This window comes from Bradyrhizobium genomosp. I (2014), assembly GCF_000261685.1.
GTDB lineage: Bacteria > Pseudomonadota > Alphaproteobacteria > Rhizobiales > Xanthobacteraceae > Bradyrhizobium.
This window is the reverse complement of sequence record NZ_AJQE01000120.1, coordinates 1-26851: the sequence shown is the minus strand read 5'-3', so window position 1 is coordinate 26851 and position 26851 is coordinate 1. Positions and strand designations below refer to the sequence as shown.

At 63.9% G+C, this 26851-nt stretch carries 24 protein-coding genes and 1 tRNA gene; 11 read left to right on the top strand and 14 right to left on the bottom strand.

Features of this window, described 5'->3' with window-relative positions; genetic code table 11:
* From ugpE to IC50_RS11435, 4 genes are all read left to right on the top strand, one after another.
* A partial coding sequence (ugpE, locus tag IC50_RS11450) for a sn-glycerol-3-phosphate ABC transporter permease UgpE (RefSeq protein ID WP_035704161.1) occupies positions 1-642 on the top strand: 642 nt, incomplete at its 5' end.
* A 108-nt stretch (positions 643-750) separates the two neighbouring features.
* Entirely contained in the window at positions 751-1836 is a 1086-nt protein-coding gene (locus tag IC50_RS11445; protein ID WP_035704153.1) for a sn-glycerol-3-phosphate import ATP-binding protein UgpC, read from the top strand.
* Positions 1837-2205: 369 nt separating this feature from the next.
* Positions 2206-2631: an Hsp20 family protein gene (locus IC50_RS11440; protein WP_035704151.1), complete on the top strand. Its 426-nt coding sequence runs from the start codon at positions 2206-2208 to the stop codon at positions 2629-2631.
* Positions 2632-2681: 50 nt separating this feature from the next.
* Positions 2682-2954, top strand: a complete 273-nt coding sequence (locus IC50_RS11435; RefSeq protein ID WP_035704148.1) for a DUF1150 family protein — start codon at positions 2682-2684, stop codon at positions 2952-2954.
* Positions 2955-3039: 85 nt separating this feature from the next.
* Here the strand turns inward: IC50_RS11435 and IC50_RS11430 are convergent, their stop codons facing one another.
* The 3 genes from IC50_RS11430 to IC50_RS11420 are packed head-to-tail and all read right to left on the bottom strand — an operon-like array spanning position 3040 to position 6602.
* Positions 3040-4572: an AMP-binding protein gene (locus IC50_RS11430; protein WP_035704145.1), complete on the bottom strand. Its 1533-nt coding sequence runs from the start codon at positions 4570-4572 to the stop codon at positions 3040-3042.
* Positions 4573-4630: 58 nt separating this feature from the next.
* Complete coding sequence (locus IC50_RS11425) at positions 4631-5761, bottom strand: DUF5938 domain-containing protein (protein WP_035704143.1); 1131 nt, start codon at positions 5759-5761, stop codon at positions 4631-4633.
* A 37-nt stretch (positions 5762-5798) separates the two neighbouring features.
* Complete coding sequence (locus IC50_RS11420; RefSeq protein ID WP_035704140.1) at positions 5799-6602, bottom strand: SDR family NAD(P)-dependent oxidoreductase; 804 nt, start codon at positions 6600-6602, stop codon at positions 5799-5801.
* Positions 6603-6883: 281 nt separating this feature from the next.
* On the opposite strand from IC50_RS11420, the gene IC50_RS11415 reads away from it, so the two are divergent.
* Entirely contained in the window at positions 6884-7522 is a 639-nt protein-coding gene (locus tag IC50_RS11415) for a TetR/AcrR family transcriptional regulator (protein WP_035704137.1), read from the top strand.
* A gap of 239 nt (positions 7523-7761) precedes the next feature.
* On the opposite strand, the gene IC50_RS11410 is transcribed toward IC50_RS11415, so the two are convergent.
* The 9 genes from IC50_RS11410 to IC50_RS11370 form a co-directional block, all read right to left on the bottom strand.
* Positions 7762-8784 (bottom strand): glycoside hydrolase family 5 protein, encoded by a 1023-nt coding sequence (locus IC50_RS11410; RefSeq protein WP_035704132.1) that lies wholly within the window; start codon positions 8782-8784, stop codon positions 7762-7764.
* A gap of 13 nt (positions 8785-8797) precedes the next feature.
* Positions 8798-10090, bottom strand: a complete 1293-nt coding sequence (locus IC50_RS11405; protein WP_035704129.1) for an O-antigen ligase family protein — start codon at positions 10088-10090, stop codon at positions 8798-8800.
* Between the two features lie 145 nt (positions 10091-10235).
* Entirely contained in the window at positions 10236-10697 is a 462-nt protein-coding gene (gene ptsN, locus IC50_RS11400) for a PTS IIA-like nitrogen regulatory protein PtsN (protein ID WP_008141251.1), read from the bottom strand.
* 217 nt (positions 10698-10914) lie between these two features.
* Entirely contained in the window at positions 10915-11520 is a 606-nt protein-coding gene (hpf, locus tag IC50_RS11395) for a ribosome hibernation-promoting factor, HPF/YfiA family (RefSeq protein WP_035704127.1), read from the bottom strand.
* Positions 11521-11600: 80 nt separating this feature from the next.
* Positions 11601-13226 carry an RNA polymerase factor sigma-54 gene (gene rpoN / locus IC50_RS11390; protein ID WP_035704124.1) on the bottom strand — a complete coding sequence of 542 codons (1626 nt, stop codon included), beginning with the start codon at positions 13224-13226 and terminating at the stop codon, positions 11601-11603.
* 90 nt (positions 13227-13316) lie between these two features.
* Positions 13317-14342, bottom strand: a complete 1026-nt coding sequence (gene lptB, locus IC50_RS11385; RefSeq protein WP_035704120.1) for an LPS export ABC transporter ATP-binding protein — start codon at positions 14340-14342, stop codon at positions 13317-13319.
* A gap of 223 nt (positions 14343-14565) precedes the next feature.
* Entirely contained in the window at positions 14566-15288 is a 723-nt protein-coding gene (locus tag IC50_RS11380; RefSeq protein ID WP_035704117.1) for an LptA/OstA family protein, read from the bottom strand.
* A complete protein-coding gene (lptC, locus tag IC50_RS11375; RefSeq protein WP_035704114.1) occupies positions 15285-16013 on the bottom strand; it encodes an LPS export ABC transporter periplasmic protein LptC in 729 nt (242 codons plus the stop codon). Before lptC ends, IC50_RS11380 begins: the two co-directional genes overlap by 4 nt.
* 164 nt (positions 16014-16177) lie before the next feature.
* Positions 16178-16792 (bottom strand): ribonuclease D, encoded by a 615-nt coding sequence (locus IC50_RS11370; RefSeq protein ID WP_035704113.1) that lies wholly within the window; start codon positions 16790-16792, stop codon positions 16178-16180.
* Between the two features lie 274 nt (positions 16793-17066).
* On the opposite strand from IC50_RS11370, the gene IC50_RS11365 reads away from it, so the two are divergent.
* Both IC50_RS11365 and IC50_RS11360 read left to right on the top strand, forming a co-directional pair.
* A complete protein-coding gene (locus IC50_RS11365) occupies positions 17067-18338 on the top strand; it encodes an MFS transporter (protein WP_035704159.1) in 1272 nt (423 codons plus the stop codon).
* Positions 18339-19083: 745 nt separating this feature from the next.
* On the top strand, positions 19084-21552 hold the full coding sequence (locus IC50_RS11360; protein WP_035704156.1) for an arylsulfatase: 2469 nt from the start codon (positions 19084-19086) through the stop codon (positions 21550-21552).
* A gap of 117 nt (positions 21553-21669) precedes the next feature.
* On the opposite strand, the gene IC50_RS11355 is transcribed toward IC50_RS11360, so the two are convergent.
* Positions 21670-21756, bottom strand: a tRNA-Leu gene (locus tag IC50_RS11355).
* Positions 21757-21920: 164 nt separating this feature from the next.
* On the opposite strand from IC50_RS11355, the gene IC50_RS11350 reads away from it, so the two are divergent.
* The gene (locus IC50_RS11350) at positions 21921-22886 is read left to right on the top strand and encodes a complex I NDUFA9 subunit family protein (protein WP_035704110.1); all 966 of its coding nucleotides are present in this window, start codon (positions 21921-21923) and stop codon (positions 22884-22886) included.
* Positions 22887-22984: 98 nt separating this feature from the next.
* Here IC50_RS11350 and IC50_RS11345 read toward each other — a convergent pair whose 3' ends face one another.
* Positions 22985-23791, bottom strand: coding sequence for an undecaprenyl-diphosphate phosphatase (locus IC50_RS11345; RefSeq protein WP_035704108.1), 807 nt, complete (start codon positions 23789-23791; stop codon positions 22985-22987).
* A 169-nt stretch (positions 23792-23960) separates the two neighbouring features.
* Here IC50_RS11345 and IC50_RS11340 point away from each other — a divergent pair, with 169 nt between their 5' ends.
* The 3 genes from IC50_RS11340 to IC50_RS11330 all read left to right on the top strand — a co-directional run.
* Complete coding sequence (locus IC50_RS11340; protein ID WP_035704106.1) at positions 23961-24653, top strand: glutathione S-transferase family protein; 693 nt, start codon at positions 23961-23963, stop codon at positions 24651-24653.
* A gap of 97 nt (positions 24654-24750) precedes the next feature.
* Positions 24751-25908: a tRNA epoxyqueuosine(34) reductase QueG gene (gene queG, locus IC50_RS11335; protein ID WP_162131518.1), complete on the top strand. Its 1158-nt coding sequence runs from the start codon at positions 24751-24753 to the stop codon at positions 25906-25908.
* A gap of 198 nt (positions 25909-26106) precedes the next feature.
* A partial coding sequence (locus tag IC50_RS11330) for an acyl-CoA thioesterase domain-containing protein (protein WP_035704101.1) occupies positions 26107-26851 on the top strand: 745 nt, incomplete at its 3' end.

Sequence of the window (26851 nt, the reverse complement as noted above, 5' to 3'; positions counted from 1 at the left end):
CCCGGGGAGCCGGTCGGCAACATGATGCTGAACTCGCTGGTGATGGCGCTGCTGATCGCGGTCGGCAAGATCGCGATCTCGATCATCTCGGCCTATGCGATCGTGTATTTCCGCTTCCCGTTCCGGATGCCGATCTTCTGGCTCATCTTCATCACCTTGATGCTGCCGGTCGAGGTCCGCATCTATCCGACCTACAAGATCGTCGCCGACCTGCACATGCTCGACAGCTATGCCGGCCTGTCGCTGCCGCTGATCGCATCGGCCACGGCGACGCTGCTGTTCCGCCAGTTCTTCATGACGGTGCCGGACGAATTGCTGGAGGCCTCGCGCATCGACGGCGCCGGCCCGTTGCGCTTCTTCTGGGATACGCTGCTGCCGCTGTCGCGCACCAACATGGCGGCGCTGTTCGTGATCCTGTTCATCCTCGGCTGGAATCAATATCTCTGGCCGCTGCTGATCACCACGCGCGACGACATGCAGACCATCCAGATCGGCATCCGCAAGATGATCACCACCACCGACGCGCTGACCGAATGGCCGATCGTGATGGCAACTGCCGTGCTGGCGATGTTGCCGCCGGTCCTTGTTGTCGTCGTGATGCAGAAATTGTTCGTGCGCGGACTGGTCGAGACGGAAAAGTGAGTATGGCGAATAGCGAGTGGCGAGTAGCGAATGGGGTCGCTACGTCCGCCTTACGTATGACACCTTCCCCATTCGCCATTCACTATTCGCTACTCGCCGGTGCAACCCATGGCTAACGTCACCCTGCGCAACGTCCGCAAGACCTATCCCGGCGGCTTCGAGGCCATCAAGGGCGTCGATGTCGATGTCGGCGACGGACAGTTCTGCGTGCTGGTCGGACCAAGCGGCTGCGGCAAATCCACGCTGCTGCGCATGGTCGCGGGACTCGAAACGGTCACCGGCGGCGAGATCGACATCGGCGGTCGAATCGTCAACCAGATCGAGCCCGCCGACCGCGACATCGCGATGGTGTTCCAGAATTACGCGCTCTATCCGCATATGAGCGTCTACAACAACATGGCCTATGGCCTGCGCAACCGCGGCATGGCGGAAGCCGAGATCAAGACCCGCGTCGAGGAAGCCGCGCGCGTGCTCGAGCTGTCCGCCATGCTGGAGCGCAAGCCGCGCCAGCTCTCCGGCGGCCAGCGCCAGCGCGTCGCCATGGGCCGCGCCATCGTGCGCCAGCCGAAGGTGTTCCTGTTCGACGAGCCGCTCTCCAATCTCGACGCCAAGCTGCGCATCGCGATGCGGGTCGAGATCCGCAAACTGCAGCGCCGGCTCAACACCACGTCGATCTACGTCACCCACGACCAGCTCGAGGCGATGACGCTCGCCGACATTCTCGTCGTGATGAACGGCGGCCAGGTCGAGCAGGTCGGCAATCCCCTCGCGATCTACGAGAAGCCGGCGACCACCTTCGTCGCCTCCTTCATCGGCGCACCGCCGATGAATTTGATGTCGACGCGCCCCGAGGAGATCAAATCACAGCTCGGCGGCAGCGCGGGCGAGGCCGGCATCCTAGGCATCCGCCCAGAAGATTTCGTCATCACCGGCGAGACGCCGGCCGGCGGCGTCGCCTTGCCGCTCACAGTCGAGGCGATCGAGCGTGTCGGCGCCGAAACCTTCGTGTACGGCTCCCGCGAGCAGGAAGAGCAGCACGTCGCCGCCACCCCCGGCGAGCTGCCGCCGGGCGAGATCATCGTCCGCATTCCCGGAACTGAAGCCCCCGCCATCGGCCAGAAGATTCGTGTCGCGGCGACGCGGACGAAGCTGCATCTGTTCAGCGCCGACGGGCGCAAGCGGATCGAGGCCTGAGGGATTCCGAGGGGCTGCCTATTCAAAACCGCGAAAACAACCCCATGCACAGTAGAAGGGGGTCTGTTTTTATTAGGGTAATTCGCCCGCAACTTCGTCATGCCCGGGCTTGTCCCGCCTGCGCGGCCGAAGCCGCTTCGGCGAGGCAAAGGCCCGGGCATCCACGTTCTTGGCGCCGCGAGCAAGGTCGTGGATGGCCGGGACAAGCCCGGCCATGACGATCCAGAGGCATCTGACGGTGCAATGCCCCATCCACAGCCTCGCCCTACGTCCTTGAACCCACACAGAGATATGCCCATATTGCTGATCAAGGGGTGCCTTGACGGGCCCTGAAACACCAAAGTCGCTTCTGCGAGGACTTTGTAAACTATGTCTCGTGTTCCAACGCTCTCCAGTCCCTTCCTGCTGGGCTTCGACGAGATCGAGCGCGTGCTCGACCGCGTCGTCAAAGGCGCCGACGGCTACCCTCCCTACAATATCGAGAGGTGCGGCGGTTCGGACGGCCAGCCCGAGCGGTTGCGCATCACGCTGGCGGTTGCCGGATTCACCCGCGACCAACTCGATGTAACCATTGAGGAAAACCAGCTCGTGATCCGCGGGCGGCAGCAGGACGACAAGACCCGGCAATATATCCATCGCGGCATCGCCGCGCGCCACTTCCAGCGCACCTTCGTGCTGGCGGAGGGGATGCTGGTGCTGGGTGCGGATCTGAAGAACGGGCTGTTGTCGATCGATCTGGCCCGGCCTGAACCGGAGCGGATCGTTAAGACAATCGCTATCAATGAGCACGAATAATGGAACGAGTAGCGGACTCGACCGCTTAGTGTTCCAGAGGAGTCGAGACCATGAGTGAAGGTCACGTTGCGTTCGAATATGAAGCCAAGAACGTCTCTCCGGAGACACTGGCAACCCTGGGCGAAGGCCATATCGCCTATGTGAAGCAGATCCGTTCCGAGGACGTGCCGGACCTGTTCCCCGAGGCGCCCAAGATTGCGCCGGGCCTCAAGCTGTTCGCGCTCCACGCCGCCGACGGCACGCCGATCATGCTGACCGACAGCCGGGAAGCTGCGATCGCCAACGCCTGGAGCAACGAGCTGCAAGCGGTGAGCGTGCACTGAGCGCACGCGCTTTCACGCGCGACTGACGAATTCAATGCGCGGGCATGCCTCGATCGAGGCGGCCCGCGTTTTCTTTGGGCACCTGCTAAGAGCGCGAGGCCAGCCGCGCACGGATATCCGGCTTGAGGACCTTGCCGACCTTGGAACGGGGCAGATCGTCCCAGACTTCGATCTGTTTCGGTGTCTTGACGCTGCCGATCCGCTGCTTGACGAAGGCCGCCAGCACCGTCGTGTCGACGCTCTGTCCGGCGCGCAGCTGCACCACGGCGACGATCCGCTCACCCCATTTCTCGTCCGGAAGGCCGATCACAGCGCAATCCTGGACCGCCTCATGCGACCGCAGCGCGTTCTCGACCTCGATCGAGTAGACGTTGAACCCGCCGGTGATGATCATGTCCTTGGCGCGATCGACGATATAGAGGTAGCCATCGTCGTCGATGTAGCCGATGTCGCCAGTGTGGTGCCAGCCATGCGCCGAAGCCTCCGCCGTCGCCTCGGGATTCTTGTAATAGCCTTCCATCACCAGCGAGCCGCGAACCACGATCTCGCCGCGTGAACCGGTCGGCAGCAGATTGCCGTCGCCATCCATGATGCCGGCTTGCACCAACGGACTGATCCGCCCTGCCGAGGCGAGGCGCTCCATCGCGATCGTGCCATCGGCATTGTAATGCTCGTCAGGTGCCATCATCGAGATCATCATCGGCGCTTCAGTCTGACCGAACAACTGCGCCATGGGCCCGATGCGCCGGAGCGCCTCCGCAAGCCGTGCGGCCGAGATCGGTGCCGCGCCATACCAGAAGCATTGCAGAGACCCGAGCTCCGCGGAGTCGAGCCTGGGATGATCGAGCAGCATGTAGATCACGGTCGGCGGCAGGAAGGTGTGCGTGACATGGTAGCGCTCGATCAAATCGAGGAATTCGGCGATGTCGGGGTGGTGCATGATCACGACGCGCCCACCGAGCGTCATGATTGGGAAACACAACACGCCCGCCGCGTGGGTGAGCGGCGCGAGCGCGAGATAGATGGGACGGCCCTTGAAGGGATAGCCCATCAGCGTCAGTGCCGTCATGGCCTCGATGTTGCGACCCGACAGCATGACTCCCTTCGGCTTTCCGGTGGTGCCGCCGGTGCCGGGAAGCATCGCGAGATCGTCGACCGTCGCACGTTGATATTGGTCGGCGGCAAGGCCAGCGAGCCAGCTGTCGAATGAGGGCGCGAAGGGCAACTCGGCATCGAGGCAGACGAGGACGCGCAGCTTCGGCAGTTCTGCACGTACCGCCTCGACCATCGGCGCGAAGCTTGAATGAAACAGCAGCAGGCTGCAGTCGAATTGGTCGAGGATGAGCCGGTTTTCGGCCGCCTCGTTGCGCGGATTGATCGGACACCAGACCGAGCCCGCGCGGGAAATGCCGAACACGCATGCAAACGCGACCGGATCGTTGCCGGAAAGGATAGCGACCTTCTCGCCAGCAGCAATACCCGATCGCGCGAGCCCGCGCGCGACGCGGTAGCTCAGCAACTGCACCTCGCGATAGCTGAGGTCGCGCCCGTCCATGGTCAGGCACGGCGCATCAGCGCCAAGCGAGGCACCTTTGTCCAGGTAATCGATGAAGCGCATGATCAATCCCCGAAACGCCGGCGGGTGACGCGCCCACCGCGCCACCCGCCATCCTTGCTCAGTCGTACACGGTGAGGATCGGTCTGCTGACCAGCCCGAAGCTGCGCAGCTGGCCGAGCAGTTCGTGGTGACCGAACGCCTGGCAACCGGAGGCGAAGCCCACGCGCTTGGGCGGCTGCTGCAGCAGGTGCGCCGCGGCATAGGCCTGCAGCAAGCCGGTCTGCTTGTAGTTGCTGTTGCCGTTGATGACGCAGTGCGCGCGCCCCAACGGGCCGGAGGCATGCACCGAATCCAGCGACTTGTTGACGCGCGGGTTCTCGCGCGGCGGCATGCTGTTCATCACGCCGGCGGCAGTCTGCGCCAACGCGGCGTAGCGGTCGTCGGGGTTCATGTCCTTGGTCGCGTCCAGCGCGGCGGCGACGATCTGCGGCACGCCCAGCATCAGCGCGCGATTGAAGACGCCGCCCAGCACCTTCACGTTGGCCACGCGCGGATCGCGCTTGAACCACACCGGGTGCGAGGTGCCGCCCCAGGGCAGCGCCAGTGCGAGCTCATGCTGGCCGGGGATGGCGAGGTTGTACAGACCGGCATCCACCTGATGCTCGACATACTTGTTCTGTTCCAGATAGTAGGCCTTTGCCATCGCGGCGTTGACCAGGATGGTCTGCGTCGAGGCGATGGTCGGGCTGCCGCCCCAGAACACGGCGATATCCAATGTGTCGAGGCCGGGCGTCTCCAGGCAGAGCTGCGCAGCGATCTCGCCGGTGGTGTACATCTGCGCGATACCCGGCGCGAGCAGCAGGCCGGCATTGGCGAACTTGGTGCCCCACTCCTGCTCGAGCATGATCAGCCAGTCCTGCTCGCCGGTGGTGTCAGTGTAGTGGCATCGGGCAGCCCAACACGCCTGCACCACCTCGCCTCCGAACCTGGCGAAGGGGCCCACGGTGTTGAGCACCACGGAGGCGCCGTTGAACAATTCCGTCAGTGCGCTCACGGTGTGCGGCACTTCCACCACCTCGTAGTCGGCAGTCTCGATGCCGGCCACGTTTGCCTTCATTGCGGCGTTGAGCTTCTCCGCGCTGCGGCCGGCGGCGATGAAGGGGATGTTGTACTCGCGTAAGTATTCGCAGACCAGGCGGCCGGTGTAGCCGGACGCGCCATAGACGATGACGGGCTTCTTCGCGGTCATTCTCGTTCCTCCGAAATGTTCGTTGTCGGGTTCTCTGCTACATTCCCATGCCGCCATCGACCGGCAGTCCGACGCCGGTGATGAAGCGCGCCTCGTTCGAGCACAGGAACACCGCCGCGTCGGCGATGTCGCCGACCTCTGCGAGCTTGCCGAGCGGCGTCTGCTCCACCACCGAGCCGACCGCGGCGTCGACGTCGGGCGCAAGACCGATCTTCACGATGTCGTTGGCCAGCTGCAGGCCCATGTCGGTCGGGATCAAGCCGGGATAGATGCAGTTGACGCGCACGCCATAGCCGAGCTTGCCGGCCTCCATCGCCGCGACCCGTGTCATGCGATCGACCGCGGATTTGGTGCCCGAATAGACCGCGATGCTCGGGAAGGCGATCGTCGCCGCGACAGAAGCGATGTTGACGATTGCGCCACCTTTGCCCGCCGCTCCGCCCGGCCGCATCGCGCGGAAGGCGTGCTTCATGCCGAGCACGGTGCCGACGATGTTGACGTCGCACATCCGCCGCGCATCCTCGGCCCTGATCTCGCTGACCAGCGACGTGATCTCAATGCCGGCATTGTTGATGAGGATGTCGTAGCCGCCGAAGGTGGCGACAGTCTTGGCCACCGCCCGCTCCCATTGCGCGTCGTCGGTGACGTCGAGCTGGACGAAGCCCGTCGCGACGTCTTCCTTTGCGATCGCAGCCGCGCTGGCGCGGCCGGCCTCCTCCAGAATGTCGGCGATCATGATCGAGGCGCCGGCGCGCGCCAGCGCCTGCGCGGTGGCCGCGCCGATTCCCCTGGCACTGCCGGTGACCAGGGCTTTCCTGCCTGCAAGGCTCTTCCCACTCATGACGCACTCCTCCGTTGCTGGTGATTGATTCGTGCTGCGCGAATTGGCGCGCACCAAGTCGATGGACGCAGGCCTTTCGACCGCACCCAGCGAAGCGTTCCTCCATGGTCGGACGTCTTGACGACTGTCCAAATTTATTGACGCGAACCTCCGCCAGAATCTTGACATTTGTCAAGTTCGAATTTGACAGTTGTCTAAGAGGGTGATTGTGATGGGATTGGGTTATTCCGCGGTCGGCGCGGTATAAGTCCTTGTAAGAACTGGACTGAGGAAGGGACGAGATGGCGCGGCAGGTGACGGGGGCGGCCCGGCGTGTGGCCGAGGCGGCCGAAGCGCTGCGCGACGAGAAGTTCAACGCGCGACGCATCGAGCTTGCCGAGGCCGCGCTCGAAACGCTTGGAGAGCTCGGCTTCGCCCGGACCAGCCTGCGGGAGATCGCGCAGAACTCGGCGTTCACGCACGGCGTGTTCCACTATTATTTCAGCGACAAGCTCGACCTGATCTGCTGCTGCGTTCGCCACTACAAGGCGAAGTGCGTGACACGCTATGACGAGGTCGTCGCAACAGCAACGAGCCGCGACGAATTGACGGAGGGCTTCCTCGCCAAGCTCGCAGCAACGCTGCAGAACGAAGCCCGCATGCACCGGCTTTGGTACGACCTGCGCTCGCAGGCGATGTTCGAGCCGGCGTTTCGCAAGGATGTACTCGAGATCGACAAGAGCCTGGAAGCGATGATCTGGCGCATTGCCTCTCGCTATGCCGAGTTCGGCGGCAAGCGGCCCGCGTCGTCGCCAGGCGCGCTCTATGCGCTGTTCGACGGTTTATTCCAGAGCGCGCTGCTCAAGCATCTCGCGGGCGATAGGACGGCGGTTCCCGAACTGCTCGACGAAGTCCGGCACCTGCTGCCGACGGTCTGCTGAAGCGCACGAGCGGCGCCCACGAAGCGTGACAATGGCGCGCATCTCTCCCGTGTCCCGGACGCGCTGCAACGCTTCTGGCGTTGCGGCGCAGAGCCGGGATCCGGGAAGCCACGACACGGTCTGCGACATGGGCCCCGGCTCTGCAGCGCAGCGCTGACCGGACGATGCAGCGCATCGCCGGAATAGCGCTTGCGGACACAGCCCGGCGCGGCGAAGCTCAACTCGCGAACCTTCCGCTTTCAACGCGCCGCGGGAATCAGCGCCCGGATGATCTCCGGCTTCCAGGCTTGGCGCTCGCTGTCGAAGGCCGCGAAATCGTGGTCGAACTGCCAGTAGGCCCATGCCCAGCCGAGCCGCTCCGCACTTCGCGCCACGAACGACAGATATCTCGTCCGTGCTTCGGCTGGAGCGGCCTCGTACACGCCGAACTCGCCGAGATAGATCGGGCGCTTCTCCCTTTCGGACCAGGACCGGATCTTCTCGAAATCGGCGCGAGCCTTGCTTTCGTCCTCCGCAGTGCCCCAATCAAGCGGACCGATTCGCGAGAACGTCGGCGACCACGGTGCGCCCTGATGGGTGAAGCGGATCGGCGCGTAATAGTGAAACGTCACGATGAGGTTTCGGTCGTCCGACGGCAGGACCAGGTCGTCGACAGGCATGTCGTCGACGTTGAGGACGGCGGCAGTGACGGTCCGCGTGGGGTTGGTCGCGCGGATGATGCCGAGACACTCGTTCAGCAGGGTGTTCCAGCTGGCGGACGTCATCTGCCCGCCCGGCTCATTGAGGACCTCGAAGACAAGCTTCGGATATTTTTCGGCATAGCGCGCGGCGATCTGCGTCCAGAACGCTTTCAGCTTCTCGGTGCACTCGGAGACGTCGCGCTGGCAGACATGGGTATCGTGCTCGTCCAGGATGGGGATGAGCTTTCGGGCGAGCACCTCCTCGATGACGGCATCAAGCCGCCTCAAGACGATCTCATCCAGTAGATTCCCGGGGCCCATGAACTTGAAGCCGAAGAAGTTGATCCGAACGTGCGAGAAGCCGGCGCGTCTGATCGCAGTGAGGTTGTCCAGACGAAACGGCGCGTTCCGGCCTCCCTCCCAGATGCCGTCGTAGCCAAGGATGTTGATGCCGCGCCCCAATTTCGGAGGAGCAGGCGCGGTGCCCTGCCCGGCTGCCTCGGCCTGGGAGCAGATCGCAAGCATCGACATTGCCAGGGCGAGACCGAAAGCTACCGGCCAGCGGGCGCAGATGGCATTCATCCTGCGTCCTCCATCATTGCTGCAGGGTTTGCTGCGGCACCGGCCTGCACACTGCAAAGAAGAATGCGACGAGCAGCACCGACGTGAACATCGTCGAACGAAGGAACATCGTCTCCGTGAAGTTCGATTGAAAGCTGAGGACGACGAATCCGATGATGAGCGCGCAGTGGCGACGATCGATCGACCGGGTGGCGATCAGATACAGGACCTTTTCCGAGAACAGATAGACGCTCGCGACGAACAGAACGTATCCCAGAAACCCCGTTTCAATCGCCACCGCGATGTAACCGCTATGATAATTGTCGAGCACCCAGCCATGGTTCTGGTTGAAATAGTCGTAGATCGAAGGACGCGTCCAGAATCCGTTGATGCCAAAGCCGAGCAGCGGCGCATCGTTGAAATGGCTTATGGCGTACTGCCAGATGAAGGTCCGCTCGGTGAAATCGATGGTCGATTCGCCGAGATGGATGGAATCGTACCCCGTCACATAGAAATACAGGATCAGCAGGGCGGCCAGGATGCACATGATGAACGGCAGCACCGCGTAAACTCTCATGCAGCGGATCGACCACATCGAGGTCACGAGCAGTCCACCCGCGGCAACGGCAACGGCACCGGCACCACGAGATTCCGAGGCGATCACGCAAGTCGATGCCAGGAGAAACGTCGCGAGAAAAACGGTCCATCCCTGCCCCGTCATCTTCTGATAGCAGGCAAAGAACATGAGATATGCGCTGATGAAGCCGAGCGTCTGCTTCGATTCATATATTCCTTGCCACTGGCCCTTGTGCATCCAGCTCTGGTCCACGCCGATCTCGGGCACAAAGACCGCGCACAAGGCCGAGGCGGCGACCAGGATGAAGAGCCCCAGCGCCGTCGATCCGACGATCTCGTCGATGTCGATACGCGTAATGAGGCAGTACGCACCGAAGGTCGTCACCGCGAGCGCCGCGCTCTTCATGATCGCGGCGGCGGCGAGGCTGGTCCAGAGAACGGAAACGGCGGCGAGAGCATAGAATGCGACCAGCGCGATGAGATCGGGATTGGGCTGCACTCTCACGCGCGGACGTACGAAGGCGCTGGCGTAGATCAAGATGCCCCACATCAGAAGCGCAACGGCCTGCTGCACGTAGCTCCACTCTGCGGGAAGCAACGCGGGGTGGAGGACGCCCATCGACGCGATCACATTGACGGTGATCGAACTGCGGATCACGTTTCTGGCAAGCGTCTCCACGCCGACGCCGGGCGCTTTCCAGATCGTGCTGTCGGACGCCTCGGAATCCGCTACGGTGTGCAGGCTGGCCATGAGCTGACCTTCCAGAAGCACGGTTAATATTTTCCTTAATGCCCCATCGCGACCGCCTTGCGCGGTCGACGTTCCCAGGGCTTGAGATTTATCCGATGCTGAGGCCCGGAGCGCACGCGACGATGCCTGGCATCGCCAGCGCGACCTAGGCCGCCGTCGCGGGCGGCAGGGCAAGCACCGAATAGATCGCCTGCGCATCGCGCGAGGCGCGGAGCTTCTTGGCGATGTCCTGATCACGCAGCAGGCGGGCGATGCGGGCCAGCGCCTTGAGGTGATCGGCGCCGGCGCCTTCGGGCGCGAGCAGCAGGAACACGAGATCGACCGGCTGGCCGTCCATCGCCTCGAAGTCGATCGGGCGATCGAGCCGCGCGAACAGGCCGAAGATCTTTTCCAGCTTGGGCAGCTTGCCGTGCGGAATGGCGACGCCATAGCCGACCGCGGTGGTGCCGAGCTTCTCCCGTTGCAGCAGCACCTCGAACACCGAGCGCTCGTTCTGCCCGGTCAGCTCGGCGGCCTTGGCCGCCAGCTCCTGCAAGGCCTGCTTCTTGCTGTTGACCTTCAATGCCGGGAGAATCGCCTCGGGTGCGACCAGATCGGTAATCGGCATGGAGGGTTTCCGAGGTGAATTAAACCGTCAGGTTCCGATTTGGCCAGCTTGATAGACCAAGCTGAGCCGGCGTCAATAACATGAAGCAGGAGGCGGACTTAGTCCCGGTCCAGATGTGGGGGGCTTCTACTCCAACGCAATCCCGGTGCCAACTCCCGCATGCGGCTTTGCCCCGTCATTGTTAAGGGCCGGGATGGTACGGGCCCGGGTCTCCGGCCTAACCGTCCGACTGACCGTCCACCTTCGCCCCCGGCGGGTCAATCCAGCCCACATTGCCGTCCGCCCGGCGGTAAATGATGTTCACCCGGCCGGACGAACCGTGCTGGAACACCAGGCAGGGTGCCCCGCTGAGGTCGAGTTCCATGACGGCTTCGCTGACCGAGAGCCGCTTCAGCGACGTGGTTTGCTCCGCAATGATGACGGGACTGTAGCCGGTGACTTCCTCCTCGCCCTCTCCGGGCGCTTCCAGCACATAGCTGGTGGCGTCGAGCGCTGCCATCGCTTCGGAGGCAGCATGGGCCTTGCGGGCGGAGCGGTCCTTGAGCCGGTTCTTGTAGCGACGCAGCCGCTTCTCGATCATCAGCAGCGCCTGGTCGGCGCTGGCATAGGCATCCGGCGCGTTCGAATCGGCCTCCAGCGTGATTCCCGAATCGAGATGCAGGGCGCAATCGGTGCGGAAGCCGAAGCCGTCCTTGCTGAGCGTGATGTGACCGGAATAGTTGCCGTCGAAATATTTGCGCAGCACCTCGTCGGTGCGGTCGGAAACGCGGCCGCGCAGGGCCTCGCCGACGCTGATGCTCTTTCCCGAGATTCGGAGAGTCATGTGATGCCTCGCTTGGTTGGTGCCGAGCTTGGATCGGTCTCGATGGGAATCGAGAGTAGCGCGATTTCGCGCCAGCGCAATCAGGCCGGTTCGGTGTTGCGGGAGCGATCGGACAATGCGGTGGAGAGGACGTTACCAAGAGCGCTCTGCTTGTCGCGGCGGCGTTGCACCGAAGAGGGTATGCGCATCGCTTCGCGGTACTTCGCGACCGTGCGGCGGGCAATATCAATTCCCGAAGCGCGCAAGCGTTCCACGATGGTGTCATCCGACAGGATCGCGGAGGGCTCCTCCGAATCGATCAGCTGCTTGATGTGGTGACGCACGGCCTCGGCCGAATGCGCCTCGCCGCCATCGGCCGAGGCGATCGAGGCCGTGAAGAAATATTTCAGCTCGAACGTGCCGCGGTTGGTCGCCATATACTTGTTGGCGGTGACGCGCGACACCGTGGATTCGTGCATCTGGATGGCGTCGGCGACGGCCTTCAAATTGAGCGGCCGCAGGTGCGCCACGCCATGGGTGAAGAAGCCGTCCTGCTGGCGCACGATCTCGGTTGCAACCTTCAGGATGGTGCGGGCGCGCTGGTCGAGCGCGCGCACGAGCCAGGTCGCGTTCTGGAGCGCGTCCGTGAAATAGGACTTGTCGCCGTCCTTGCCGACCTTCTTGGACAACTCGGAATAATAGGTCTGGTTGACCAGCACGCGCGGCAAGGTGTCGCTGTTGAGCTCGACATGCCAGCCGCCATCGGGGCCCGGGCGGACATAGACATCGGGCACCATGGTTTGCAAGCGCGCCGAGCCGAACTTCATGCCCGGCTTGGGATTGAGGCGGCGAATCTCGCCGATCATGTCGGCGATGTCCTCGTCGTCCACGCCGCAGATCTTGCGCAGGGCCACGATGTCGCGCTTGGCGAGGAGGTCGAGATGCTCGACCAGGGCCTGCATCGCGGGGTCGTAGCGGTCGAACTCGCGGAGCTGGATCGCGAGGCATTCGCTCAAGGATCGCGCGCAGACGCCGGGCGGGTCGAATTTTTGCAGCACGGCGAGGACGTCCTCGACCTCCTGCTGCGTCGCGCCGAGACGCTCGGCCGCCTGCCCGAGATCGGGCGGCAGATAGCCGGCCTCGTCGACGAGGTCGATCAGGTACTGACCGATCATGCGCTGGGCGGGCGCGGTGAAGGCGACCGCGAGCTGCTCGGCGAGATGATCCGACAACGTTGTCTCGGCCGCGACAAAAGCCTCGAGATTGTAGTCTTCGTCACCAGAGGCGCCGCCGCCCCATTCGGTATAGGTGGTCGGCACGGCATCCTGGGCGTTACGCGCCGCGGCCTCGGCCGGCTCCTCGGAGAAGACGTTGTCGAGGCCGGTGTCCAGGGTCTGCTCGATCTCGGCGCGGGTGCCGAGATCCTTGCTCATCCATTCTTCCTGGCCCGGCTCGAAACCGTCGGCGCTGCCGCCGAGGCCGTCCTCGCCCTGACCGTCGCCCTGGCCACCCTCGGAATCGCCGTAGTTCCCGGCCTCGGCCGGAGCCTCTCCCACCGGGACCTCGTCACTGGCCCGTTCCAGCAGCGGATTGCGCTCGAGCTCCTCTTCCACGAAGGTCGTGAGATCGAGATTGGACAATTGCAGCAGCTTGATCGCCTGCATCAGCTGCGGCGTCATCACCAGCGACTGCGATTGCCGGAACTCTAATCTCTGCGTGAGCGCCATAAAGCAAGAACCGTTCCCAAAAATTGGTCCGATTTTTGCTTATCCTAGTCCAAGCCCGATGTACACGGCTTGACGAATTGGAAAAAAGGGCTAGAGGCGGAATTCCTCGCCAAGGTAAAGGCGGCGCACGTCCGGATCGGCGACGATTTCATCCGGGGTCCCCTCCGTCAAGATTTCCCCGGCATAGACGATATAGGCGCGATCGGTGAGGCCGAGCGTCTCGCGGACATTGTGGTCGGTGATGAGCACGCCAATGCCGCGATTGGTGAGATGGCGGACGAGGTCCTGGATGTCGCCGACCGCGATCGGGTCGATGCCGGCGAAGGGCTCGTCGAGCAGCATGTAGTTCGGCCGCGTCGCCAGCGCGCGCGCGATCTCGACGCGGCGGCGCTCGCCGCCGGACAGCGCGATCGAGGGCGATTTGCGCAGGCGCGTGATGTTGAACTCGTCGAGCAGCGAATCGAGCTGCTGCTCGCGCTTCTTGCGCGAGGGCTCGACCACTTCGAGCACGGCGCGGATGTTCTGCTCGACGGTGAGGCCGCGGAAGATCGAGGCTTCCTGCGGCAGATAGCCGATGCCGAGCCGCGCGCGCTGATACATCGGCAGCTTCGTCACGTCGTGGCCGTCGAGCTCGATCGCACCGCGGTCGGCCTTGATCAGGCCGGTGATCATGTAGAACACGGTGGTCTTGCCGGCGCCGTTTGGACCGAGCAGGCCGACGGCTTCGCCGCGGCGCACATAGATGCTGACGCCGCGCACCACCTGGCGGCTGCCGAAGCTCTTTTCCACGCTATGCACAGCCAGGAAGCCGGGCCGCTTCAGGAGCTGCGGCCCGCCGGCACCGTTCGACCTGGCGGCGGCGCTTCTGACGGGATGAACCGCCTGCGGACGCGGCGTCTCGACTTGATAGTCGGCCTGGTAGTCAGCCTGATAGTCCCCTTGGAATTGGTCTGGCGCGCGCATCGGCTGGTCGCGGGCGATCGGCGGCGCGTCCCTGACGGGACTGGCCACGAGGCCGGCGACGCTGTCGCCGAGCGCGGTGATGTCCTGTCGCGCAAATCCTGGCCGGCCGCGTTTGGCGGGGCGCCGACGGAACATGCTGAAGAGATCGACCATCCCCGCCTTCTAGCCTTTTCGCGACGATCCTGCGCGAATTCGCGCGATCTGCCGCACCGGCCTTTCGATTCGCCGAGGCAGCATCAGTGAAGGGATGTCTCATGCCCAGTGAAACACGCCCGAAAAGCGGCGGACCCCGCTTCGAAAGCCCTGCGCGCTAGATACAGTCTCGCCGGGCAAGCTTCAACCTCGGATCGGGAGCACCCGAGACAAGTGATTGAATCTACTTTTGTTTAGTTGCACTTGGCAATTGCAGAGGCGGCGCCGCACCGGATTTGGCCCCTTGTCCCCCTTGGCCGCAATCATTGCTGCCGCCCTGCGGCAGCAATGCCTGCACGCGGCCGTTGTCGGATTCCACACGTGACACGCCGGTCGTCATGTCGACCATCAGGCGGTCGCCGCGCAGCACGTTCTTGCACTGGGTCAGAACCACCTGGCCCGAGCCGCCGAGCATGGTGATGAGGTTGGTCCTGGTGTCGAACACGGCGGTCTCGCCTGTCACCACCTGGTCCTTCTGGGTGACCACGACATTGCCGCGCGCCTCCAGCCGCTTGATCGAGGAGCTGCCGCCGGGCCCGGGCGTCGCCGACTGCATCGGCGCCGATTTCGCGCCCTTCGCAGGTGCGGGCTGCGGCGCGGCCGCCTTGTCGCCGCTCGATTCGTAGAACACCACCAGCGTCTTCGAGGTCATGGTGGTGTCGCCCTGCACGACCTTCACATTGCCGGCGAAGGTCGCCTCCTTCTTCTTGTCGCGCATCTCCAGCGAGGCCGCTTCGATCTGGATCGGCTGATCGCGGTTCTGCGAAAAGCCCTGCATCGCATTGGGCACGCCTTGCATCGTGCTCTGTGCAATGGCCGCACCCGTGACAAGCAGCGCGAGGCCGACGGCGAGCACGGCCTTGCTGACAACAGCGTCGCGCGGAAAACAGGTCATCATGAAAATCATCTTGAATTGGCAGACTTGTTCTGAGGCGCGCGTGTCTTCGCCGGCGCGGGCTCGGGCGGCGCAGGCTGAGCGGCGGGCTCGTCCAGCTTGTCCAGGTGCATCACCACATTGCCCTCGAAACGGATGACGTCACCGCCATCGGTAATCCGCAAGCGATCCGCGGTCAGCGTGCCGTTGGTCAGCTTGACGTCGACGCGCTCGTCCGAGGTAACCGTGCCCTTGCCCATGTCGACGAAGGCCGAGTTCAGCCGCGCCTCATAGCCGGTCGAGGTGCGCAGGAGGATGTCCTTGTGCAGGTCGAGCAGCTGCTGCTTGTTGTCGAAGCGGCCGGTGCGGGCATCGAGGAACAGCGTCGATTGATCCTCCATCAGTACCTTCGCACGCAGGTCCGATAGATCGACGTGGTCGGGGTCGGTGATGTCCTGCGTCGCGGTCTTGGCCCAGAGCTCATAGGGCCGCTGGTCCGGCGTGTAACCGGCGAGGTGCGGCGATTCCATCGTGATCCTGGTGCCCGACACCACCATGTTTCCGGAATCGAGCGGCAGCTTCGGCATCAGCATGCGGAAGGGATTGAAGATCGAAACGCCGACGATGGCGGCCATGGACAGCAGCACCGCAGCCGGCACCGCGATGCGCAGAATCCGCACCAGGCGGCTGTGGCGCGCCGCGCTGGCGAACTTCGCCGCAAGCGCGGCGTCGTAGGTGGGATTCTGGGCCGAATTCACCTGGGTTCCTGCCTACCTGGGCTCCTGAAGTGTCGCTCGCCTTGCCGGGTCAAAGGGGGGCGCCCCATTGTAGCCGGCGCCGCCTGAAGATGCAGCCGGCGACAGGCCGTTACGAAAGTGTCCGAAACGGGGCGGCAACCTCAGGCTAACCGCCGCGCAGGGCCTCAGGAATGCGCGAAAATGTCCTCTTCCGCCCAGCCCTGGAGATCGAGCAAGGCGCGGGTCGGCAGGAAGTCGAAGCAGGCCTGTGCCAGCTGGCTGCGGCCTTCCCGGACCAGCATGGCGTCGAGCCGCTCGCGCAAGGCATGCAGATGCAGCACATCGGAGGCGGCGTAGGCGAGCTGCGGCTCGGTGAGGCTGTCGGAACCCCAGTCGCTCGACTGCTGCTGCTTGGAGAGGTCGATGTTGAGCACCTCGCGCACGAGGTCCTTGAGGCCATGGCGGTCGGTATAGGTGCGGGTCAGGCGAGAGGCGATCTTGGTGCAGTAGATCGGCCCGGTCATGACGCCGAAGGTCTGGTACAGCACCGCGACGTCGAACCGCGCGAAATGGAAGATTTTCGTGAGGGCCGGATTGGCCAGGAGCGCCTTCAGGTTCGGCGCGTCGGTGTGCCCCTTGGGGATCTGCACCACGTCGGCGCTGCCGTCGCCGGGCGAGAGTTGCACCACGCAGAGCCGGTCGCGGTGCGGGTTCAGCCCCATGGTCTCGGTGTCGATCGCCACCGCTCCGGTGTAACGGGACAGGTCGGGCAGGTCGCCGCGGTGCAGGCGTACGGTCATGGCGTCTCAAAACCTCAATCGAATCGGTTGTGTCGGCACAATAGGCTCATTTGGATTGCCCGCGATGTAGCCATTGCAGGCGGGCCGCGCAAGCAAGGTTGCGCGCAGGGGTGGACGGCGCCCCGGCCGGCGGGCTGTTGCCTGGATCCCACAACCCGGCGCGGGCTTCGTATTCCAGCGCAACTTGTGCCATGCGCCCCGTGGACATCGTCCCGGCCGACCCCATTTGCCAGTTTCGCGCGCTCCCTCCTCCCTCGCCATGAATCAGGTGGACATGACCGAACAGACGCTCGCTGCGCCTATCGACGATCCGCAGGAAGGCCAACGCGGCTTTTCGCGCTACCAGGCGCTCCTCATCGCGCTGCTCGCATTCACGCAGTTCACGATCATCCTCGACTTCATCATCATGTCGCCGCTCGGCGCCATCCTGATGCCCGCGCTCGACATCACGGCGGGGCAGTTCGGCATCGCGGTGTCGGCCTACGCGTTCAGCGCGGGCATTTCGGGCATCCTCGCCGCCGGCTTTGCCGATCGCTTCGATCGCAAGCGCCTGCTGCTGTTCTTCTATGTCGGCTTCACGCTCGGAACCATGCTCTGCGCCGCCGCGCAGAACTACCATGTCCTGCTGCTCGGCAGGATCGTGACCGGACTGTTCGGCGGCGTGATCGGCTCGGTCGTGCTGGCCATCGTCACCGACCTGTTTCCGCTGCAGATGCGGGGTCGCGTGATGGGCTTCATTCAGACGGCGTTCGCCGCGAGCCAGGTGCTCGGCATTCCCGCCGGGCTGTTTCTCGCCAATCACTGGAATTGGCATGTCTGCTTCGTGGCGATCGTCGCCGTCTCGATCGTCGCGATCGCCATCATCGCCTTCGCGATGGAGCCGGTCGATGCGCATCTGAAACTGAAGCAGGACAAGAACCCGTTCCACCATCTGATCGCGACGATCGGCCAGCCGCGCTATACGCTCGCCTTCACCGTCACGACGCTGCTGGCGACGGGCGGCTACATGCTGATGCCGTTCTCCAGCGCCTTCACCGTGCACAATCTCGGCATCGACATCACGCATCTGCCGACGATCTATCTCGTCTCCGGCCTGTTCAGCATCGTCACGGGACCGCTGGTCGGCCGGGCCAGCGACACGTTCGGCAAATACCCGACCTTCGTGTTCGGCTGCGCGATGACCGTCGTCATGGTGCTGATCTACACAAATCTCGGCCACGTCGCGCTCGCGACCGCGATCCTCGTCAATGTCCTGATGTTCGTCGGCATCTTCTCGCGCATGATCCCGTCGCAGGCCCTGATGTCGGCGATCCCCGATCCCGACCAGCGCGGCTCGTTCAGCGCGGTGAGCGCCTCGCTGCAGCAGCTTTCCGGCGGGCTCGGCTCGGTGCTCGCCGGCGCGATCATCGCGCAAGCGCCCGACGGCGCGCTGATCCATTTCGACCGGATCGGCTACGTCGTCGTAACGACGACGATCGTCACGCTGGTGGCGATGTACTTCGTGCAGAAGGCGGTGGCGGAGAGGATGGGGAAGCAGGTGGTGTGAGGGCACCACGCAGCAGCAGCCCGGCTCGTCGATCAGCCGCCACCGAACTTGGATGGATCGTATAGGCGGGAGGGTCGTCGTGGTCGGTCCGCAGGCCGCCGGGAACGGAGTCGTCGCGATAGATGCGCACACCATTCGGAGTGACGTAGACCGGCGCCGTGACCTGGCCCGGCCGAACGGTGACATGTCGCAACTTGTGATGCCCTCTTGCGGCCGCGCTCGCCGAAGCACACAGACCGATCGAGAGGTACAAGCCCAAGACGCACCATCCCAAGACACAGCGCATTGCACTTTCTCGGCTCATGGCCCGATACCAACGCAACACTTTGAAAGGGTTAATCTATCTGGATCCGTTTGTGATCCAGAATTGTATGGTGCCCAGGAAAGGACTCGGCCGCCCCTCCTGAGAAACGATGATTTTGCAGGCCTTTTGAACCGAGCCGGAGACCGTCGTGTACTGGTATTGTGTGCCGGAAACAATCGCCTTGATATCCTAGGTCTGTGCCTCTTCGAAGGAATTTTCGTCCACACGTCTGAACTCGATAGGCCGCGACCGCTCCGCAAATCCAGCACGCAGGCCGTCCGCAGGCACACTTTCGCGCCGACGGCATTGAGGTAGATCAATTGCGCCCAAGCGGCAGTTGGTTGTAGATTTACGCTTCGGCCCTCGTGGCGCGAGGGTCGATGCTTGGCAAGGGGACCGCCTGCGGCGTGCGTGTGCCGCGCTTTGAGGAGGTCATCCATGATGAAGGTGGTACTCGCCCTTGCACATCGACTGCTCGCCGGCTGTGCGTTGCTGGCAGTGGCTGCGGTCACCGCTAACGCGCAGCAGACCACCGGCACGCCGGGCTCGCCCGACGCCACGACGACAATCGACGGACGGCACCTTCCGAACCCGCCGCCATCCTTCCGGGGGCAGATCAGTCCCAACGCCGTAGACTCGAAGCCCTATTGGCCAGCGCGTGTCGTGCCGCCCAAGGGCGCGCCGAACATCCTGTTGATCATGACCGACGACGTTGGTTTTTCCGCGCCGTCCACGTTCGGCGGCGTGATCCCGACTCCAACGCTGGACCGCGTCGCCGCGAGCGGTCTGCGCTATACCGCGTTCCACACCACGGCGCTGTGCTCGCCGACACGGGCCGCGCTCCTCACCGGCCGCAACCACCACTCGGTGGCGACGGGCGTCGTCGTCGACCAGGCGACGGGCTACCCCGGCTACAACAGCGTCATCCCGCGCGACGCCGTCGCCATCGGCGAGATCCTGCGGCAGCAGGGCTACGACACGTCTTGGTACGGCAAGGATCACAACGTGCCGCAGTGGGAAGGGAGCCAGGCGGGTCCCTTCCATAACTGGCCGACCGGCCCCATCAAGGGATTCGATTACTATTACGGTTTCGCCGGCGACGACACCAGCCAGTGGCAACCGAACAACCTGTTCCGCAACACCACACCGATCCAGCCTTTCCTTGGCAATCCCGGCTGGAATCTGGTCACGGCCATGGCCGACGAGGCGATCGGACGCATCAAGATGCTGAACGACGTTCAGCCCGACCGTCCCTTCATGATCTACTACGCGCCCGGCGCTACGCACTCGCCGCACCATCCGACGCCGGAGTGGGTCAAGAAGATCAGCGACTTGCACCTGTTCGACCAGGGCTGGAACAAGCTGCGTGAAACCATCTTCGCCAATCAAAGGAAGCTCGGCGTCATCCCGCAAAACGCAAAGCTCACCGCTTGGCCGCAAGACATCCCGCAGTGGGATACGCTCTCACCCGAGGCGAAGAAGCTCTACATCCGCCAGGCCGAGGTCTATGCGGCGTTCCTGGCCTATACGGACAGCGAGATCGGCCGCGTGGTCCAGGCGATTGCGGACATCGGCAAGCTCGACAATACGCTCGTCATCTACATCAGCGGCGACAACGGCGCGAGCCCCGAGGGCACGCTGCACGGCCTGTTCAACGAGTTCGCCGTTGCGAATGCCGTGAACCCGACGGTCGAACAGAACATGAAGTTCTACGATGCCTGGGGCTCCGACCAGACCTACCCGCATTACGCAGTCGGCTGGGCGTGGGCCTGGGACACGCCGTATCAATGGACCAAGGAGGTAGCCTCTCACTTCGGCGGCACTCGCAATGGCATGGCCATGGCCTGGCCCGCGCGGATCAAGGACGCCGGCGGCATCCGCCACCAGTTCCACCATGTGATTGACATCGTGCCGACGATCCTCGAAGCGGCTGGCCTCCCGCAGCCGGTGAGCGTCAATGGCGTCGCGCAGAAGCCGATCGAAGGGGTGAGCATGACCTACACCTGGGACAACGCGAACGCGCCGGGCCAGCGGACGACGCAATATTTCGAAATGTTTGGTTCGCGTGCGATCTACCACGACGGATGGATGGCCTCGGCGCCTCCCATCCACGCGCCTTGGGTCCTCACCTTGGACAAGCCGCCCGCGGATGTCATGAACGACTTCCCATGGGAGCTTTACAACCTCACCGAGGACTGGACGCAGGCCAACAACCTCGCCGCCAAGATGCCGGACAAGCTCCGCGCCATGCAGCAACTGTTTGCAATTGAGGCGACGAAGTACCAGGTCTTTCCGCTCGACGACTCTCGCCTTGAGAGGTTCATCTCGCACAAGCCAAGCTATGCGCCGGGCCGGACCTTGTTCACCTATTCGGGCGAAGTGAGCAACGTGCCGTTCCCGGACACTGGTAACGCACCGAGCCTGCTGAACCGATCGTACACGATCATGGCCGAGGTCGATATTCCCCAGGGCGGTGCCGAGGGCATGCTGATGACCGACGGCGGCCGCTTCGCCGGCTACGGCTTCTATCTGCTCAAGGGCAAGCCGGTGTTCACCTGGAACCTGCTCGGCCTCGAACGCGTGAAGTGGCAGGGCAAGGACGCACTAACGCCCGGCAAGCACACACTGGAGTTCGATTGGAAATACGACGGCCCCGGCCTGGGCAAGGGCGGCACCGGCACCCTGAAGGCGGACGGCAAGGTCGCCGACAGCCATCCCATGCCGCGCAGTCTGCCGATCACCGTCATGTGGGACGAGACCTTCAACGTCGGCCTCGACACTGGCACGCCGGTGGACGACCAAGACTACCAGGTGCCGTTCCGCTTCACCGGCAAGATCGACAAGCTGACGGTGAAGCTCGGGTCGGACGAGATGTCAGCCGGGGGAACGACCCAAGGAAGCCGCCGATAGGCGGTAGCAGTTTCATCAAGAGATTGGTCGGCCCCGCAAACGGGGCTGACCACATGTGCACCGGTCAGCGGCTCAAATTCCCTGCAAATAAGCGATTTCAATCGCTTGGATATGGGATGGTGCCCAGGAAAGGACTCGAACCTTCACGGCCGTTAAGCCACTGGCACCTGAAGCCAGCGCGTCTACCAATTCCACCACCTGGGCATGCCGTTTGGGGCACGGAGGCGGTTACTACGGTTCGGTGACGCCGTTGTCAATTCATGCGTGAAGCCCGGTTCGGGATGGCGATTGCGCATCGCAAACCGGCCCGATAAAAGCCTGACAAGACGCACTCTTTTCCGCAGGAATGGACCCCAGGAATGGCTCCCATGGCATCGAATCTGGACACGCTCGTCACGGTTTTCGGCGGATCGGGGTTTTTGGGCCGCAGCGTCGTCCGTGCCCTGTGCAAGCGCGATTACCGGGTCCGGGTCGCGGTGCGGCGGCCGGAACTCGCCGGCTTCCTCCAGCCGCTTGGCCGGGTCGGGCAGGTCCATACTGTGCAGGCGAATCTGCGCTATCCGGCCTCGGTCGAGGCGGCGCTGCGTGATTCGCATGTCGCCATCAACCTCGTCGGCGTCCTCACCGAGGGCGGCGCGCAGACTTTTGATGCCGTCCAGGCCAAGGGCGCCGAAACCGTCGCCAAGGCGGCGGCCGCGGCCGATGCCAGCCTGGTGCATGTCTCGGCGATCGGCGCGGACGCGGAATCGCCCTCGCGCTATGCCAGGGCCAAGGCGGCCGGCGAGGCCGCGGTCCTGGCCGCGGTTCCCTCCGCCACGATCTTCCGCCCCTCCGTGATTTTCGGCCCCGAGGACCAGTTCACCAACCGCTTTGCCGCGCTGGCCCGGATGTCGCCGGTGCTGCCGCTGATCGGCGGCGAGACGAAGATGCAGCCGGTCTATGTCGGCGATGTCGCCACCGCGATCGCGGACGCTGTCGACGGCAAGGCCAAGGCGGGCGCTGCTTACGAGCTCGGCGGGCCGGAAGTGCTGACCATGCGCGAGATCGTCGAGACCATCCTGGAGATCACCGACCGCAAGCGGATGTTGATCCCGCTGCCGTTCGGCCTCGCCCGCTTCAAGGCGGCTTTCCTGCAATTCGCGCCGGGCGCGCTGAAGCTGACGCCCGACCAGGTCACGCTGCTCGAGCGCGACAATGTCGTCTCGGAGGCGGCGAAGGCGGCCGGCCTGACGCTGGAAGGTCTCGGCATCGCCCCCGATTCGCTGGAAGCGATCGCCCCGCAATATCTCTGGCGTTTCCGCGCCGCCGGGCAGTTCCAGCGCATGAGCGTGTGAGGCTGGTTTACGTCTCCCGTTTGCTTGCGTGACAGCGCAGCCGCGGAGACACCCCTCTCCCGCAAGCGGGCGAGGGAGCGCGCCAACCGAGTGCTGCTCTAATGGCCCAGCGCCAGCGCGATCAGGCCGAGCGTGCCGACGATGACGCGCCACCAGGCGAACACCACGAAGCCGTGGCGGGTGACATAGGTCAGGAACGTCTTCACCACGATGATGGCGGTGATGAACGACACCACGAAGCCGATCGCGACGATGTTCATGTGGTCCATCGTCATCTCGGCGCGGCTCTTGTAGAAGTCGTAGGCGAACGCGCCGATCATGGTGGGAATGGCAAGGAAGAACGAGAACTCCGCCGCCGCGCGCTTGTCGGCCCCCAGCAGCATCGCCGCGACGATGCTGGCGCCGGAGCGTGACACGCCGGGGATCATCGCCATGCACTGCGCGATGCCGATATAGAGATACATCAGCAGCGGAAATCTGGTGGCGTCATGCTCGCGCGGCTTGAGATCGAGCTTGTCGACCCAGAGCAGGATGGCGCCGCCGACGATCAGCGTGAAGCAGATGACCCAGGGATTGAACAGCAGGCTCTTGATGTACTTGCCGGCGACGAGGCCGACGATCACGGCGGGCAGGAACGCCACCAGCACGCCGATCACGAAGCGCCGCGCATCCGCATCGCCCGTGAACAGGCCGATCGCGACGTCCCACAGCTTTCTGAAATACAGCCCGACGATCGCGAGGATCGCGCCCAACTGGATCAGAACCGTAAACGAATCCCAGAAGGCGCCTTCGCCGAGATGGAAGAAACGCTCCGCGAGCAAGAGGTGACCGGTCGAGGATACGGGAAGGAACTCGGTCACACCCTCGATGATGCCGAGGATCACTGCCCGTATCGCGTCTGACATATTTACGGTCCATTTCGGCTGGAAAAGCGGGGTTCTTCTCGCCTATTCGTTCCCATGCCGCAATCGCAAAATGCGAAGTCACTCTCTTGCTTCGCGATTTTGAGGGACTAGTGTGGCGCCGCACAAACATTGATGGATTCTTAAGCAACATCAAATACTCAAAGGCTTCATGTTTACGCTGTTCCATCATCCGTTCTGTCCGCATTCGCGCTTCATCCGCCTGATCGCGGGCGAATACGGGCTCGACCTGAAGCTGGTCGAAGAGCGCAGTTGGGAGCGGCGCGAGGCGTTTCTGCTGCTCAATGCGGCCGGAACCACGCCGGTCCTTGTCGACCAGGAGCAGCCGCCGATCCCGGGCGCAGCCATCATCGCCGAATATGTCGACGAGGCCTATGGTGCCGAGATGGGGCCGAAGCGCCTGATGCCGGAGACGATCGGCGAACGTGTCGAGGTGCGCCGGCTGATGGCGTGGTTCAACGAAAAGTTCTTCGAGGAGGTTTCGCATCCGCTCGTCACCGAGCGCATCTACAAGCGCTTCATGAGCGAGGAGAACGGCGGCGGCCCGCCTTCGGCCGACGTGATGCGCGCGGCGAAGGCCAATGTGCGCTATCATCTGGCCTATATCGGCTGGCTGGCGCAGACGCGCAATTTCCTCGCCGGCGACCGGCTCACTTACGCGGATCTCGCCGCCGCGGCGCATCTCTCGGCGATCGACTATCTGGGCGACGTGCCATGGAGCGAGGACGACGCAGCAAAGGCGTGGTACGCGCGGGTGAAATCCCGCCCGTCGTTCCGTCCGCTGCTGAGCGAATGGCTGGCGGGCGTGCCGGCGTCGCGGACCTACGTGGACCTGGATTTCTGATGAAGATCGTCATGCCCGCGCTTGTCGCGGGCATCCACGTTCTTCCTTTTCTTATGAGCGCGACGCAAAGACGTGGATGGCCGGGACGGGCCCGGCCATGACGAGCGTGGATACAACAGCGATCAAATCTCCTGCCGACATGGATCGGCTGCGTGCTGCACTTGAGGAGCAGGCGCGCGCACTCGGCTTCGACTGCATCGGCATCACCGCGCCCGGCACGATCGAGGCAGCCGGAAAGCATTTTCTCGAATTCATCGCCTCAGGCGGCCATGGCGACATGGACTGGCTGGCCGCGCAGCCGGAGCGCCGCGTCGATCCACGCGGGCTGTGGAGCGACGTGCGCAGCGTGATCATGCTCGGCGTCAATTACGGTCCGGGCTCCGATCCGCTCGCGATCCTCGAGCAGCCGACGCGCGCGGCGATCTCGGTCTATGCGCAGGCCGACGACTATCACGACCTCATCAAGAAACGCCTGAAGGCGCTGGCGCGCTGGCTGGTCGCGACCGCGCCGTCGGACGTGAAAGTTTTCGTCGACACCGCGGCGGTGATGGAGAAGCCGCTCGCACAGGCCGCGCATCTCGGCTGGCAGGGCAAGCACACCAATCTGGTCTCGCGCGAGTTCGGCTCCTGGCTGTTCCTCGGCGCGATCTACACCACGCTCGAGCTGCCGCGCGACGACGCCGAGATCGACCATTGTGGCTCGTGCCGGGCGTGCCTCGACATCTGCCCGACCGCGGCGTTCCCCGCACCCTACAAGCTCGATCCGCGGCGCTGCATCTCGTATCTCACCATCGAGAACAAGGGACCGATCCCGCGGGAATTTCGCAAGGGCATCGGCAACCGAATCTATGGCTGCGACGATTGTCTTGCCGCGTGTCCGTGGAACAAGTTTGCGCAGGAGGGACGTGAGGCCAAGCTCGCCGCACGCGACGAGCTGCGCGCGCCTGCGCTCGCCGAGCTGGCGCGGCTCGACGATGCAGCATTTCGTGCGCTGTTCACGAAGTCGCCGGTGAAGCGCGTCGGCCGCGACCGCTTCTTGCGCAACGTGCTGATCGCGATCGGCAATTCGGGTGATGTGGAGCTGGCAGACGAGGCGCGGCGTTTGCTCGGTGATGCAAGCCCGCTGGTTCGCGGGGCTTCGGTGTGGGCGCTGGGGCAGCTGGTGTCCCGGGAGGAGTTTGCGGCGATGAGAGCCGCCACGATGAGCAACGAGCACGACGACAGCGTGCGTGAGGAGTGGCAAGACGCCTCCTGATCCACCGCTGTCATTCCCCGCGGCACGCGGGGAATCCAGTACGCCACAGTCATCGATGAACCACAACTGTCTCGGAGTACCGGATCGCCCGGTCGAGCGGGGCGATGACACCTGTTGTCGTGGCGAGAGCTCGCACTCCTGACTCCCACGATACCACCACCCTTGATTTCCCCGCCCATTCCCGCAAAGTCGCGCGCCATGACAAACATGCCTTTCTTCACGCGCGACGGCGATACATTCCATCCGACGGAGGCGGCCAACGGTCCATGGGACCCGAAATCGCTGCACGGTCGCGTCATTGTCGGCCTGCTCGGCCTTGCCATCGAGGAGCGCCATTCCGGCCCCGATTTCGTGCCGGCGCGGCTCACCGTCGACATGTTTCGGCTGCCGACCATCGACAAGCCGATTCAAGTGACGACGCGCCTCGTGCGCGACGGTCTGCGCATCCGCGTGGTCGAGGCGGAATTCATCTCCGGCGGCGTCAGCATGGCGCGCGCCTCCTGCCAGCTGTTGCGCAAGACGCAAAATCCAGAAGGCAACGTCTGGTCGCCACCGAACTGGGATGCGCCGAATCCGGCCGACATTCCCAAGCCGACCGATCCCAGGCTCGGCATGAACGGCAAATGGACGACGCGCCCCATCGTCGGCCATATGGGCTCGCTCGGTCCGCGCCGGCTGTGGATGAGCGAGGTTCGCGAGCTCGTCGCCGGCGTTGCGATGACACCGTTCGTCCATGTCACTGTTGCCGCCGACTTCGCCAGCCCCTTTGCCAATGCCGGCGACAAGGGGCTCGGCTACATCAACAGCGACGTCACGATCTATCTGCACCGCCTGCCGGTGACGAAGTGGATCGGCTTCGAAGTGGTGAACCACCACGCCACCGACGGCGTCGCGATCGGCGAATGCTGGCTCTATGACGAACAGGGCCCGATCGGCACCGCAA